This window comes from Streptomyces sp. NPDC054834 (genome assembly GCF_053611185.1).
In genome coordinates this window covers 116,706-129,798 of sequence record NZ_JBSGZV010000005.1, presented here as the reverse complement: position 1 = coordinate 129,798, position 13,093 = coordinate 116,706, and the positions used below count along the sequence as shown (strand labels likewise).

The following is a 13,093-nucleotide window of genomic DNA, read 5'->3' as shown; positions in this document are numbered from 1 at the left end:
GAACGAGGTGGGACGGGAGAGGCCGTGCGGGCACTCGCCCCTCCCCGGGACTGCGGGGAGGGGTGACCAGGAGTGGGGGGTGGGAAGGAGGGACGGCGGAGGATCAGGAGTTGACGGCGGGGATCACCTGCGACCCGTAGGCGTCGATGACGGTTTCCTGCGCGTCGTGCATGTCGTACACCGCGAACTGGTCGACGCCCAGCTCGCGGAGGGCGTTCAGTTTCTCGATGTGCTTCTCGGCCGGGCCGATCAGGCAGAACCGGTCGACGATCTCGTCCGGCACGAACTGGGTGTCGGGGTTGCCGCTGCGCCCGTGGTGGGCGTAGTCGTAGCTCTGCCGGGACTTGATGTAGTCGGTGAGTTCGTCGGGTACGGCCGCAGAGTGCTCGCCGTACTTGGCGACCAGGTCGGCGACGTGGTTGCCGACCATCCCGCCGAACCACCGGCACTGCTCGCGGGCGTGGGCGAGCGCCTCGGGCGAGTCGTCCTCGGTGACGTAGGCGGGGGCGGCGACGCAGATCCTCACCTCGGACGGGTCGCGGCCGGCGGCGCGGGCCGCGTCCTTCACGGCCTTGACCATGTACTCGGTCAGATACAGGTCGGCCAGCTGGAGGATGAACCCGTCGGCCTCCTCACCGGTCATCTTCAGCGCCCTGGGCCCGTACGCGGCCATCCACACGGGCAGTTCGGCGCCCGGCTTGACCCACGGGAACCGGACCACCGTGCCGCCGAGATCGGCCTCCTCGCCCCGGCCGAGCGCCCGGATCACCTTCATGGCCTCGCTGATGCGGGCGAGGGTGTTGGGCTTGCGGCCCGCGACGCGCATCGCGGAGTCGCCGCGGCCGATACCGCAGACGGTTCTGTTGCCGAACATGTCGTTGAGGGTGGCGAAGGTGGAGGCGGTGACCTCCCAGGTGCGGGTGCCCGGGTTGGTGACCATGGGGCCGACCTTCAAGTTGTCCGTGCTGGACAGGATCTGGCTGTAGATCACAAAGGGTTCCTGCCAGAGCACGGCGGAGTCGAAGGTCCAGCCGTAGGTGAAGCCGTTGCGCTCGGCGCGCTGCATCAGGCTGATGACACGGGAGGCAGGGGGGTCGGTCTGGAGGACGAGTCCGAAGTCCATGAGCGCCGCTCCTAGTTGAGGTACTGACAGGTGGAGCGCGGTGTGTAGACACCGTGGCCGGCGTGTCCGGTGTACTCCCGCTCGGTGATGAGGAGTTCGCCGCGCGAGAGCACGGTCTCGACCCGGCCGGTGGTGCGCCTGCCCTCGTACGCCGAGTAGTCGACGTTCATGTGGTGGGTCTCGGCGGACATGACCTGCTCGGCGTGCGGGTCGTAGATGACGACGTCGGCGTCGGCGCCCGGGGCGATGGTGCCCTTCTTCGGGTACATGCCGAACATACGGGCCGGGGTGGCGCAGGCGATCTCGATCCAGCGGCGGCGGCTGATGTGTCCGTCGACGACGGCCTGGTGGAGCAGGTCCATGCGGTTCTCCACCCCCGGCAGGCCGTTGGGGATCTTGGAGAAGTCGCCGCGGCCGAGCTCCTTCTGTCCCACGAAGCAGAAGGGGCAGTGGTCCGTCGACACCACCTGGAGGTCGTTGGTGCGCAGGCCCTTCCACAGCTGGGCCTGGTGCTCGCGGGGCCGCAGCGGCGTCGAGCAGACGTACTTCGCGCCCTCGAAGTCGGGTTCGGCGAGGTTGTCCGTGGACAGGAACAGGTACTGCGGGCAGGTCTCGCCGAACACGTTGAGACCCTCGTCGCGGGCCCGGGCCAGCTCCGCGACCGCCTCCGTCGCCGAGACGTGCACGACGTACAGCGGAGCGCCCGCGACCTGGGCGAGTTTGATGGCGCGGTGGGTGGCCTCGGCCTCCAGCAGGGCCTTGCGGACCTCGCCGTGGTACCTCGGGTCCGTCTCCCCGCGCGCCAGCGCCTGCTCCACCAGCACGTCGATGGCGATGCCGTTCTCCGCGTGCATCATGATCAGGCCGCCGTTCTCGGCGGAGCGCTGCATGGCGCGCAGGATCTGGCCGTCGTCGCTGTAGAAGACGCCCGGGTAGGCCATGAACTGCTTGAAGGAGGTCACGCCCTCCTCCACCAGCAGGTCCATCTCCTTCAGCGTCTCCTGGTTGACGTCGGAGACGATCATGTGGAAGCCGTAGTCGATGGCGCAGTTGCCCTCGGCCTTGGCGTGCCAGGCGTCCAGGCCCTCGCGCAGGGAGTGGCCGACGCTCTGCACCGCGAAGTCGACGATCGTGGTCGTGCCGCCCCACGCGGCGGCCCGGGTGCCGGTCTCGAAGGTGTCGGAGGCGAAGGTGCCGCCGAAGGGCAGCTCCATGTGGGTGTGCGCGTCGACGCCGCCCGGGATGACGTACTTCCCGGTGGCGTCGATGACTCGTTCGGCGGTGAAGGCCTCGGCCGCCGGGGTGCCGGAGGCGGCGAGGGCGGCGATGCGGCCGTCCTCTATCAGGACGTCGGCGTGGATCTCGTCGGACGCGGTGATGACGAGGCCGCCACGGATGACGGTACGGCTGCTCATGATCCCTCTCCTGCCAGGGTGAACGGTTCGGTCAGGGTGCGGTCAGCGGGGAGTAGGCGTCGGGACGGCGGTCGCGGAAGAACTGCCAGCGGTCGCGGACCTCTCGCAGCTTGGCCAGGTCCAGGTCGCGGACGACGAGTTCGGGCTCCTTGTCGGAGGCCACCTCGCCCACGAACTGGGCCTCCGGGTCGACGAAGTACGTCGTCCCGTAGAAGCCGTTGTCGCCCAACTCCTCGACACCGACCCGGTTGATCGCGCCGACGAAGTACTCGTTGGCGACGGCCGCCGCCGGCTGCTCCAGCTGCCACAGGTAGGCGGACAGGCCGCGCGAGGTGGCCGACGGGTTGAAGACGATCTCGGCGCCGGCCAGGCCCAGGGCCCGCCAGCCCTCCGGGAAGTGGCGGTCGTAGCAGATGTAGACACCGATCCTCCCGACCTTGGTGTCGAAGACCGGCCAGCCGAGGTTGCCGGGACGGAAGTAGAACTTCTCCCAGAATCCGGGCACTTGGGGGATGTGGTGCTTGCGGTACTTGCCGAGGTACGAGCCGTCCGCGTCGATCACGGCCGCGGTGTTGTACAGGACGCCGGGCTGCTCCTCCTCGTACATCGGCAGGACCAGGACGATGCCCAGTTCCCTGGCGAGCGTCTGGAAGCGCTTGACCACGGGGCCGTCCGGGACCGCTTCCGCGTACTCGTAGAACGCCTTGTCCTGGACCTGGCAGAAGTAGGGTCCGTAGAACAGTTCCTGGAAGCACAGCACCTGGGCACCCTGCGCGGCCGCGTCGCGGGCCGCCTGCTCGTGCACCTGGATCATCGATTCCTTGTCGCCGGTCCAGGCGGTCTGGAAGAGGGCGGCACGGATCACTCTGCTCATCGGGACCTCCGGTCGCTCGGTGTGCGGCGAGCCTAGGAAGTCCGGAAGTCGACTTTGAGTTGCAGCGTGTCACGTCTGCGGGTGGGCGGCGTGTCACCGTGTCACGTGTTGCTCGGCCCATGTTTCACCGCCGTTTTCGCAGGTCATCGTAAGTTTCAGCTCTGTTGCGCGTCGTGTGCGAGGAGTGCGATGTGTACCGAGGCCGCCTGCTCGAAGTCGTCCAGGTCGACGCCGAGGCGGCCCTGTATCGCTTCCAGCCGGCGGTAGAGCGCGGGCCGGGAGACGTGGTGGAGCTGGGCGGTGCGGGACTTGTTGCGGCCGGTGGCGAGGTAGGTGCGCAGGACGTTCAGCAGGTCCTCGCCGGCGCCGCACAGCAGCCCGTCCAGCTCCCGTTCGGCGAAGGACTGCACGTGCGGGTCGTCCCGCAGCAGCCGGATCAGGCCGCGCAGATGGACGTCCCGGAGGCGGACGACGGCCGGGAGGGCCAGGGCGTCCGAGGAGTCGGCCACGGCGTCGGCCACGTGCTGGGCCTCGCGCAGACCGGCGGGCACGTCGTCCCAGGCGGTCCGCGGATCGGCGGCGGCGACCACCGTGCGGGCCTCCCCGGACTCGGTGCGCAGCCGGGCCGCGAAGTGCGCGGCGAGTGCCTCGGCGTCCTGGTCCCGGGCGAGGCTGAGCAGCACGGCGGTGGCGCCGTCGGCGAGCTCGGCGACGAGCCCGGGCAGGCCCAGCAGCCTGAGCAGGCGGTCGAGCCCGGCGGGTTCCGCGTCCCGGACGACGAGGGGCACGAAGGTGCGCCGGTTGACCGGCAGCCCGGCCGCGCGGGCCCGGGGCAGCAGCTGGCGGGCCGGTACGACGCCGGAGACCAGGTCGGTCAGCAGGCTCTGCGCGGACTGCTCCTCCCAGGTGTGGGCGGAGCCGCCGCCGAGCATGCGGTGCAGGACGAGGGCCTCGGCGGCGCGATCGGCGAGCAGCCGCCCGGTGGCGGTGTCGCCCCGGTGTCCGCACAGCACGATCCACCCCCACCGCTCCCCGCGCCCGCCGAGGTCGGCGCGGATCCAGCCGTCGCCCGCGCCGCCGCCCGCCTGCCGGGCGATGCGTTCCCAGTCGCGCAGTACGTCGTCCACCGCGGACCGCTCCCCCGCCGTGGCCAGGACGCGGTGGGCGAGGTTGGTGACGACGACGGGGCAGCCGCTGTGCTGGGCCACCTCGTCCAGCAGCCGTTGCAAGGGGGCGCCCGCGGTGATGAGCCCGGTGAGGGCGGTGCGTACCGCCTCCGACAGGCTGACGGCGGCGAACTTCCGCCGCACCAGCCGGGACTGCACCTCCTCGGTGAGTTCGGCGAAGGGGAACGGGCGGTGCAGGACGACCAGCGGCAGCCCGCACCGCTCGGCGGCCCGGCGCATGACGTCCGGCGGGGCGGGGAAGGCCCGGCCGAGCCCGAGGACGACGGCGGCGGCCTCCGCGCGGTGCAGCGACTGGATGTACTCGGCCTGCTTGCCCTCGTCGCCGGCGAGCAGCACGCCGGTGGTGAGCACCATCTCGCCGCCGCTGAGCATCACGCCGACGTCGGGGGCCTCGGCGACGTGCACCCAGCGCACGGGCCGGTCGAGCTGGGCGGCGCCGGCCACCACCTCCGGCTCCCCGGCGAGCACCCGCTCCAGATTGAGGACCTGCCGGACCGACAGGGCGGGTTCCAGGCTCTGGAGGGTCTCGAAGGTGGTGGCCATGACCTTGTTCCCTTGCTGATGTGCTGCCCGGGGCAGCTCGGCCGGTGCTACCGGGCGCTCCTCAGAGCGCGTTCCAGGATCGCGGCGCCCTCCTCGGCCTCCGCGACGGTCAGGGACAGCGGCGGTGCGATACGCAGGGCGCTGGTGTTGTGGCCGCCGCCTTTGCCGAGGAGCAGCCCGTCCGCGCGGGCCGCTTCCAGCACCGCGGCGGCAGCCTGCGGATCGGCCCGGTCGGTGCCGGGCTTGACCAGTTCGACGCCGATCATCAGGCCGCGTCCGCGCACCTCCCGTACGCCGGGCAGCTGCGCGGCGACGGCCCGCAGCCGTTCGATGAGCAGTCCGCCCACGCGCCGGGCGTTGCCCTGGAGGTCGTGCTCGAGCAGGTACGTCAGGTTGGCCAGGCCCGCCGCCATGGTGATCTGGGTGCCGCCGAAGGTGGAGATGCTGTTGGCGTCCAGGCAGTTCATGATCTCGGCGCGGGCGACCACACCGCCGATGGACATGCCGTTGCCGATGCCCTTGGCGAAGGTGAGCATGTCCGGCGGCCCGCTGCCGGCGTGCGCCTGCCAGCCCCAGAAGTGGTCGCCGGTGCGGCCCCAGCCGGTCTGCACCTCGTCGGCGATCCACAGGATGCCCTGCTCGCGCAGGACCTCGCGGAACGCGGCGTACAGGCCGTCGGGCGGGGAGGTGAAGCCGCCGACTCCCTGGACGGGCTCGGCGATCAGCGCGGCGGGCGGGCGGGTGTGACCGAGGATGTCCCTGAGGTCCTCGACGCAGGCGGCGATGAACTCGTCGTCGCCCAGCCCGGCGTACGGGCCGCGGGTGCGCACGCCGCCGTGGACGTACAGGGTCTGGAGCGGGGACAGGGAGGTCGGGGACCAGCCGCGGTTGCCGGTGATGCCGACGGCGCTGAAGGAGCGCCCGTGGTAGCTGTTGCGCATGGCGAGGACGGTGTTGCTGCGCCGGTAGGCGGTGGCGAGCAGCAGCGCGGTGTCGTTGGCCTCGGTGCCGGAGGTGGTGAAGAAGACCCGGGCGTCCGGGATGCCGGACAACTGGGCGATGCGTTCGGCGAGTTCGACCATCGGCCGGTTGAGGTAGAGCGTGGAGGAGTGGATGATCCGCCCGGCCTGCTCGCTCACCGCCTTCGTCACCTCCGGCAGCGCGTGCGCGGTCATCGTGGTGAGGATGCCGCCGAAGAAGTCGAGGTAGCGCTTGCCGGCGGCGTCCCAGACGTACCGGCCGTCGCCGTGGGTGAGCTCGATCGGGTCCTCGTAGTAGAGGGCGAGCCAGTCGGGCAGGACGGCCCGGTGGCGGCCCAGCAGGTCCTTGGTCACGGCTGCACCAGCCCTTCGTAGGCGTCGGGGCGGCGGTCGCGGTAGAACGCCCACGTCTGCCGCACTTCTTCGATGAGGTCGAAGTCGAGGTCGCGGACGAGGAGTTCCTCCTTGCTGTCGCCGGCGGTCGCGCCGACGAACTGGCCGCGCGGGTCGACGAAGTAGCTCGTGCCGTAGAAGTCGTTGTCGCCGTACTCCTCGACGCCGACCCGGTTGATCGCGGCGATGAAGTACTCGTTGGCGACGGCCGCGGCGGGCTGCTCCAGCCGCCACAGATGGGAGGAAAGGCCGCGGTGGGTGGCGGACGGGTTGTAGACGAGCTGGGCGCCGTTCAGGCCGAGTTGCCGCCAGCCCTCCGGGAAGTGCCGGTCGTAGCAGATGTAGACGCCGACCTTGCCGACGGCGGTGTCGAAGACGGGCCAGCCGAGGTTGCCCGGCTTGAAGTAGTACTTCTCCCAGAAACCCTTGACCTGCGGGATGTGGTGCTTGCGGTACTTGCCGAGGTACGAGCCGTCCGCGTCGATCACGGCCGCGGTGTTGTAGTAGTGACCCGACTGCTCGATCTCGAACACCGGGACGACGATCACCATGCCGGTCTCGCGGGCCAGTTCCCGCATCCGGCTGACGGTCGGCCCGTCGGGCACCGGCTCGGCCCAGCGGTAGTGCTCCGGCTCCTGGACCTGGCAGAAGTAGGGGGCGTTGAAGACTTCCTGGAACCCGATGACCTCGGCGCCCTGCCGGGCGGCCTCGCGGGCGTGCTCCTCGTGTTTCGCCACCATGGACGCGGTGTCGCCGGTCCAGGTGGCCTGGACCAGTGCGGCGCGGACGACGTTCGCCATGAGCTGCTCCTTCGACGGGACGTTCATCCCTCTACGCCCGTAGACGCTGGGCCGTAGAGGGACGAACGTAAGCCTCCCGGACGGCCTTGCCAAGACCATCGCCGTCAACCCGCTGAGTCGATCGTGTTTCGCACTCCAGTGGAGTGATCGGGCTTTACGCGCGGTACGGCGCTCAGGCGGTGAAGCCGGCGACGCGGACGGCATGCAGCAGGTCCCAGTGCCGCTCCTGAGAGACGCCCCGCGCGGCCTGGAGCAGCAGCGGAACCAGACGCTGCGGGTCGGCGGCGACGCTGCTCACGGCCTCCTCGGGGGCGCGCACCCGGACGTAGGCGTCCAGCAGGACCCGCACCTCGCGCCCGCGGCCCTGCGCGTCCAGTGCCAGCACGGCCTCGGCTATCTCGGCGGCGGGGCGGGCGACGCCCTGCCGCAGGATCTGCTGCCCGTCGGCGGAGCGCCCCGCCGCGTCCAGGGCGTCGGCCGCGGCCACCAGCCGGTCGGCGGGCAGCGAGGCGGCCTCCCACAGCAGGGTCGCCCAGTCGGCGCCGAGCCCGGCGCGCCGGAGTTCCGCCGCGAGCGGCGGCAAGCGGGTGACGGGCCAGTACGCGGCCTCGGCCAGCAGGGCGTGCGCCTCGCCGCTGCGGCCCTCCGCACGCAGCCGGACGAGCCGTTCGACGGCCTCCGCGACGACCCGCGCCGCCTCCGCGTCGGCCGGCTCGGCCCGCGGCGCCGGCCGCCGCACCTCCGGCGCGGCTCCGGCGAACCGGGCACCGCGCGGGGTGCGCCGGGGCGCGGGCGCCGGGTCTGCGGCGAGCGGCTGCGCCGGGGCCTGCGCCACCTCCGGCATGACGGCCGGCGCCGCCTCGTCCTCGGCCATCCCGGCGAAGCGGGCACTGCCTCGGCGGCGCTTGCGCTGCTTGGGGGTGACGAGGGACGGCTCGGCAGCGGGGGCCCACTCGGGCGTGGGGTGCGCGGACGGGGCCGGGGTGGTGGCTGTGGCGGCGGGTTCGGGCGGGGCGGGGTGCTCGTGGTCGGCGGCCGGTGTCCGGTCGGGGCGGCGGAAGGGGTGGAAGGCGGTGGGGTCGGCGGTGGGATCGGCGGTGGGGTCGAGGGTTGTGGCCCGCTGGGCGTCGGCCAGGGAGCGGGGCGTACGGGACGGCTGGAGGTCCCCCGCCGCGGTCCGTGCCGACGGCTCGCGATACGGGCCTCCCGCCTCGGCCGGGGCCGCCGCCCTGCCGCCCGTCGGGGACCCTGCCTCGACACGGAGCACATTCCCGTCCGCGCCCCGCCGGACGGCCGGCGCGCCGCGTGCCGCGCGCCGGTCCAGGTCGGCCATGCGGGACCGGAACTCCGCGCACCGCGCGGTGGCGCGTTCGTGGTCGTCGTGGGCCCAGGCGAGGTCGAGGCGGAGGACGTCGGCCTCCTCCGGTGTGATGGCCGCGGCGAGCAGCCGGTCGAGTTCGGCGTGCCGTTCGGCGGCGTACCGCTGCTCGCGCAGCATCACGTCGAGCCGGTCGCCGAGTTCCGCCCGGGCGCCCGGCAGGGAGTCGTACGCGGCGAGGGCGGCCACGTGCAGGACCCTGGCCCGTTCCTTCTCGGCCTCCGCCGCCGGGGCGCCGTACGTCACCGCGAGGTCGTGCAGGAGCGCGTCCACCACGTCCCACGGCGGCACCTCACGCCCGCCGAGGCAGGCCCGCATGCCTTCGGGGTCGCGCTGCCAGAACACCCCGCACCAGCCGCCGCCCTGATCCAGGCGCGCCAGCAGACCATCCAGGTAGCTCGCGAACTCCCGCACCTGCCCAGGGAGTTGATCCACAGCCATCGCCCAACTCCCGCCAGACCGGAGCACTCCGGTCAGTCAGGCAACACCAGTCGTGTTACAGCGCTGCTACGTCCAGTTTTCGGAGAAGGTGCGCGAGCCGCCCATTACGGGTTCTTGACCGGCGCACCGGCGAGCTCGCACCGCCCCGCCACCTCGTCCATCGACAGGCCGAGCGCCCGGGCCAGCGCGGCCACCGTGAAGAACGCCGGAGTGGGAGCACGGCCCGTCTCGATCTTGCGGAGGGTCTCGGCGGAGATGCCCGCCTCGGCGGCGACATCCGTCATGCTCCGCGCGCCGCGCGCGTCACGAAGCAACTGCCCGAGCCGCTCGCCGCGCTCGCGCTCCTCGGGAGTGAGAGGGGTACGCACCATGCCACCATTTTAATACCGGTATAATAATTGGCATGGTGGAGCTGAAGACGGACACGTCGATCGAAGCGATGCACGCAGCGGGCCAGGTCGTGGGGCGGGCCCTGACGGCTGTACGGAAGGCCGCGGCCGTCGGCGTCACCCTGCTGGAACTGGACGAGGTGGCCCGGGAGGTACTGCGCGAGGCGGGCGCCTCCTCACCGTTCCTCGGCTACCGCCCCTCCTTCGCCCCGACCCCGTTCCCCGCGGTGATCTGCGCCTCGGTCAACGACGCGATCGTGCACGGAATCCCGGACCGGTACCGGCTGCGCGACGGCGACCTGGTCTCCATCGACTGCGGTGCCGTACTGGACGGCTGGGCCGGCGACTCGGCGATCAGCTTCACCGTGGGACGGGCCCGCCCGGCCGACGTACGGCTGATCGAAACGGCCGAGCGGGCCCCGGCGGCGGGCATCGAGGCGGCGGTCGTCGGCAACCGCATCGGCGACATCGCCCACGCCGTCGGCACGGTGTGCCGGGCGGCGGGATACGGCATCCCGGACGGTTTCGGCGGCCACGGCATCGGCCGCCGCATGCACGAGGACCCACCGGTACCGAACGAGGGCCGCCCCCGCCGGGGTCTTCCCCTGCGCCACGGCATGGTCCTGGCGATCGAGCCGATGCTGATCGCCGGCGGAACCGACGGCTACCACGAGGCTCCGGACGGCTGGACGCTCCGCACGAACGACGGTTCGCGGGCAGCACACGCGGAACACACGGTGGCGATCACAGAGGCGGGCCCGCGCATTCTCACGGAGCGGTAGCCCAGCCCGTCCCAGGGGCGCGGGGCCGTATCCATGCGGCTCCGCCTCGTGGGCGCGACCAGCCCCCACGCAGCCGCACTCGCAAAACGACGTGAAAACCCCGAAACACAGGTGCTCCGGACATGCCCCGCGAAACAGAACGTGCCATCGTGGCATGAGCGCACCGCATCCCGGTTACCCGGCGGGAGCCACACGTCAGCGAAGGAAACGGAAACGATGACCAGCGGCTTCATCGGCCCGGAGGGCGACCCCTTCGGCGAATTCCTCGCCCGCTTCTTCGGCGGAGCCGGCCCCAACACCGGACCCCGCCAGATCGACATCGGCCGGCTGCTGAGCCAGCCGGCCCGGGAACTGGTGAGAGGCGCCGCCCAGTACGCCGCCGAGCACGGGAGCCGGGACCTGGACACGCAGCACCTGCTGCGCGCGGCGCTCGCCGCCGAACCCACCCGGAGTCTGCTCAGCCGGGCCGGCGCGAACCCGGACTCGCTCGCGACGGAGATCGACGAGCGGTCCGGCCCGGTCCAGCATCCGCCGGGCGAGACACCGCCGCCGACGACGCTGTCCCTGACCCCGGCGGCCAAGCGCGCCCTGCTGGACGCGCACGACCTGGCCCGCTCGCGCGGCGCCGGGTACATCGGCCCCGAGCACGTGCTGAGCGCGCTGGCCGCGAACCCGGACTCGGCCGCCGGGCACATCCTGCACGCGGCCCGTTACGCGTCGTCCCCTCTTCCGCCCGGGGCTCCCGAGGCCGAGCGGACGCAGACCGCCGAGCGGCAGGGCCCGACGTCGACGCCGACGCTGGACAAGTACAGCCGCGACCTGACCGACCTGGCCCGGCAGGGGGGCATCGACCCCGTGATCGGGCGGGACAACGAGATCGAGCAGACCATCGAGGTGCTCTCCCGGCGCGGCAAGAACAATCCGGTCCTGATCGGTGACGCGGGCGTCGGCAAGACCGCGATCGTGGAGGGCCTGGCCCAGCGGATCGCCGACGGGGACGTGCCCGACGTCCTCCTCGGGCGCCGGGTGGTCGCCCTGGACCTGACCGGAGTGGTCGCGGGCACCCGCTTCCGCGGCGACTTCGAGGAACGGCTGAACAACATCGTCGGCGAGATCCGCGCCCACTCCGACCGCCTGATCGTCTTCATCGACGAGCTGCACACCGTCGTCGGAGCGGGCGGTGGCGGCGAGGGCGGGGCGATGGACGCGGCCAACATCCTCAAGCCCGCGCTGGCCCGCGGCGAGCTGCACATCGTCGGCGCGACCACGCTGGAGGAGTTCCGGCGGATCGAGAAGGACGCGGCGCTGGCCCGCCGCTTCCAGCCGATCCTGGTGCCCGAGCCGACCGTCGCGGACGCCCTCGAGATCCTGCGCGGGCTGCGCGACCGGTACGAGGCCCACCACCAGGTCCGCTACGCCGACGAGGCGCTGGTGGCCGCGGTGGAGCTGTCCGACCGCTATCTCGCCGACCGCCGCCTGCCCGACAAGGCGATCGACCTGATCGACCAGGCGGGGGCACGGGTGCGGCTGGGTGCCCGGACCAAGGGCACGGACGTACGCGCCATGGAACGCGAGGTCGAGCAGCTGACCCGGGACAAGGACCAGGCGGTCGCGGACGAGCAGTACGAGCAGGCGACCCAGCTCAGGGACCGCATCACCGGGCTGAAGCAGCGGATCGCGGAGACCGCCGGCGAGGACCGGGCCGACGAGGGCCAGGACCTGGAGGTGACGGCCGAGGCCGTCGCCGAGGTGGTGTCCCGGCAGACCGGCATCCCGGTCAGCCGTCTCACGCAGGAGGAGAAGGAGCGCCTGCTGGGCCTGGAGCAGCACCTGCACCAGCGGGTGGTCGGCCAGGAGGAGGCGGTCGCGGTGGTCGCCGAGGCGGTGATGCGCTCGCGTGCCGGGCTGGCGAGCCCCGACCGGCCGATCGGCAGCTTCCTGTTCCTGGGCCCGACCGGTGTCGGCAAGACCGAGCTGGCCCGGGCGCTGGCGGAGGCCCTGTTCGGCAGCGAGGAGCGGATGGTCCGCCTGGACATGAGCGAGTACCAGGAGCGGCACACCGTCTCCCGGCTGGTCGGCGCCCCGCCCGGGTACGTCGGCCACGAGGAGGCCGGCCAGCTCACCGAGGTGGTGCGCAGGCACCCGTACTCGCTGCTGCTCCTGGACGAGGTGGAGAAGGCGCATCCGGACGTCTTCAACATCCTGCTTCAGGTGCTGGACGACGGACGGCTGACCGACTCGCAGGGCCGCACCGTCGACTTCACCAACACCGTCATCGTGATGACCAGCAACCTCGGTTCCGAGGCGATCAACCGGCGCGGCGCCGGCATCGGCTTCGGGCCGGGCGGCGCAGAGGCCGACGAGGAGGCGCGGCGGGAGCAGATCCTCAGGCCGCTGCGCGAGCACTTCCGGCCGGAGTTCCTGAACCGCATCGACGAGATCGTCGTCTTCCGTCAGCTCACCGCCGAGCAGCTGCGGCGGATCACGGATCTGCTGCTGGAGCGGACCCGCCGGATGCTGCACGCGCAGGGCGTCACGGTGGAGTTCACCGACGCGGCCGTGAACTGGCTCGCCGAACGCGGCTACGAGCCGGAGTACGGCGCGCGGCCGCTGCGCCGCACCATCCAGCGCGAGGTGGACAACCAGTTCTCCCGGCTGCTGCTCGACGGCCGGATCGGGGAGGGCAGCCGGGTGACGGTGGATGTGACGGACGGGCGGCTGGTGTTCCGCACCGAGGACCTGGCCGAGAGGCCGCCCGTCCCGGAGTTGTGAGCCGGTGGGCCCGGCC

Annotated in this window: 10 protein-coding genes; 2 read left to right on the top strand and 8 right to left on the bottom strand. The window is 72.1% G+C overall.

From position 1 onward, the window contains the following. Positions 1 to 103: 103 nt before the first annotated feature. From ACWGJM_RS09460 to ACWGJM_RS09425, 8 genes are all read right to left on the bottom strand, one after another. Positions 104 to 1,123: a TIGR03842 family LLM class F420-dependent oxidoreductase gene (locus ACWGJM_RS09460; protein ID WP_453411066.1), complete on the bottom strand. Its 1,020-nt coding sequence runs from the start codon at positions 1,121 to 1,123 to the stop codon at positions 104 to 106. A gap of 11 nt (positions 1,124 to 1,134) precedes the next feature. Further along, complete coding sequence (gene hydA, locus ACWGJM_RS09455; protein WP_453411065.1) at positions 1,135 to 2,538, bottom strand: dihydropyrimidinase; 1,404 nt, start codon at positions 2,536 to 2,538, stop codon at positions 1,135 to 1,137. Between the two features lie 31 nt (positions 2,539 to 2,569). Continuing rightward, a complete protein-coding gene (locus ACWGJM_RS09450) occupies positions 2,570 to 3,412 on the bottom strand; it encodes a nitrilase-related carbon-nitrogen hydrolase (RefSeq protein WP_453411064.1) in 843 nt (280 codons plus the stop codon). A 155-nt stretch (positions 3,413 to 3,567) separates the two neighbouring features. Further along, a complete protein-coding gene (locus tag ACWGJM_RS09445; protein ID WP_453411063.1) occupies positions 3,568 to 5,142 on the bottom strand; it encodes a PucR family transcriptional regulator in 1,575 nt (524 codons plus the stop codon). Between the two features lie 47 nt (positions 5,143 to 5,189). Next, complete coding sequence (locus ACWGJM_RS09440) at positions 5,190 to 6,476, bottom strand: aspartate aminotransferase family protein (protein WP_453411062.1); 1,287 nt, start codon at positions 6,474 to 6,476, stop codon at positions 5,190 to 5,192. After that, the gene (locus tag ACWGJM_RS09435; RefSeq protein WP_453411061.1) at positions 6,473 to 7,315 is read right to left on the bottom strand and encodes a nitrilase-related carbon-nitrogen hydrolase; all 843 of its coding nucleotides are present in this window, start codon (positions 7,313 to 7,315) and stop codon (positions 6,473 to 6,475) included. Before ACWGJM_RS09435 ends, ACWGJM_RS09440 begins: the two co-directional genes overlap by 4 nt. 172 nt (positions 7,316 to 7,487) lie before the next feature. Next, complete coding sequence (locus ACWGJM_RS09430; protein WP_453411060.1) at positions 7,488 to 9,134, bottom strand: hypothetical protein; 1,647 nt, start codon at positions 9,132 to 9,134, stop codon at positions 7,488 to 7,490. A gap of 104 nt (positions 9,135 to 9,238) precedes the next feature. After that, entirely contained in the window at positions 9,239 to 9,505 is a 267-nt protein-coding gene (locus ACWGJM_RS09425; protein ID WP_453411059.1) for a helix-turn-helix domain-containing protein, read from the bottom strand. A 32-nt stretch (positions 9,506 to 9,537) separates the two neighbouring features. Here ACWGJM_RS09425 and map point away from each other — a divergent pair, with 32 nt between their 5' ends. Then, entirely contained in the window at positions 9,538 to 10,305 is a 768-nt protein-coding gene (gene map, locus ACWGJM_RS09420) for a type I methionyl aminopeptidase (RefSeq protein ID WP_453411058.1), read from the top strand. A 216-nt stretch (positions 10,306 to 10,521) separates the two neighbouring features. Further along, positions 10,522 to 13,077 carry an ATP-dependent Clp protease ATP-binding subunit gene (locus tag ACWGJM_RS09415; RefSeq protein WP_453411057.1) on the top strand — a complete coding sequence of 852 codons (2,556 nt, stop codon included), beginning with the start codon at positions 10,522 to 10,524 and terminating at the stop codon, positions 13,075 to 13,077. Positions 13,078 to 13,093 lie beyond the last annotated feature (16 nt).

Bases quoted from the DNA above. Each gene is read 5' to 3' on its own strand.
- ACWGJM_RS09460 (WP_453411066.1), bottom strand. From the start codon at position 1,123: ATGGACTTCGGACTCGTCCTCCAGACCGACCCCCCTGCCTCCCGTGTC.
- hydA (WP_453411065.1), bottom strand. From the start codon at position 2,538: ATGAGCAGCCGTACCGTCATCCGTGGCGGCCTCGTCATCACCGCGTCC.
- ACWGJM_RS09450 (WP_453411064.1), bottom strand. From the start codon at position 3,412: ATGAGCAGAGTGATCCGTGCCGCCCTCTTCCAGACCGCCTGGACCGGC.
- ACWGJM_RS09445 (WP_453411063.1), bottom strand. From the start codon at position 5,142: ATGGCCACCACCTTCGAGACCCTCCAGAGCCTGGAACCCGCCCTGTCG.
- ACWGJM_RS09435 (WP_453411061.1), bottom strand. From the start codon at position 7,315: ATGGCGAACGTCGTCCGCGCCGCACTGGTCCAGGCCACCTGGACCGGC.
- ACWGJM_RS09430 (WP_453411060.1), bottom strand. From the start codon at position 9,134: ATGGCTGTGGATCAACTCCCTGGGCAGGTGCGGGAGTTCGCGAGCTAC.
- ACWGJM_RS09425 (WP_453411059.1), bottom strand. From the start codon at position 9,505: ATGGTGCGTACCCCTCTCACTCCCGAGGAGCGCGAGCGCGGCGAGCGG.
- map (WP_453411058.1), top strand. From the start codon at position 9,538: ATGGTGGAGCTGAAGACGGACACGTCGATCGAAGCGATGCACGCAGCG.
- ACWGJM_RS09415 (WP_453411057.1), top strand. From the start codon at position 10,522: ATGACCAGCGGCTTCATCGGCCCGGAGGGCGACCCCTTCGGCGAATTC.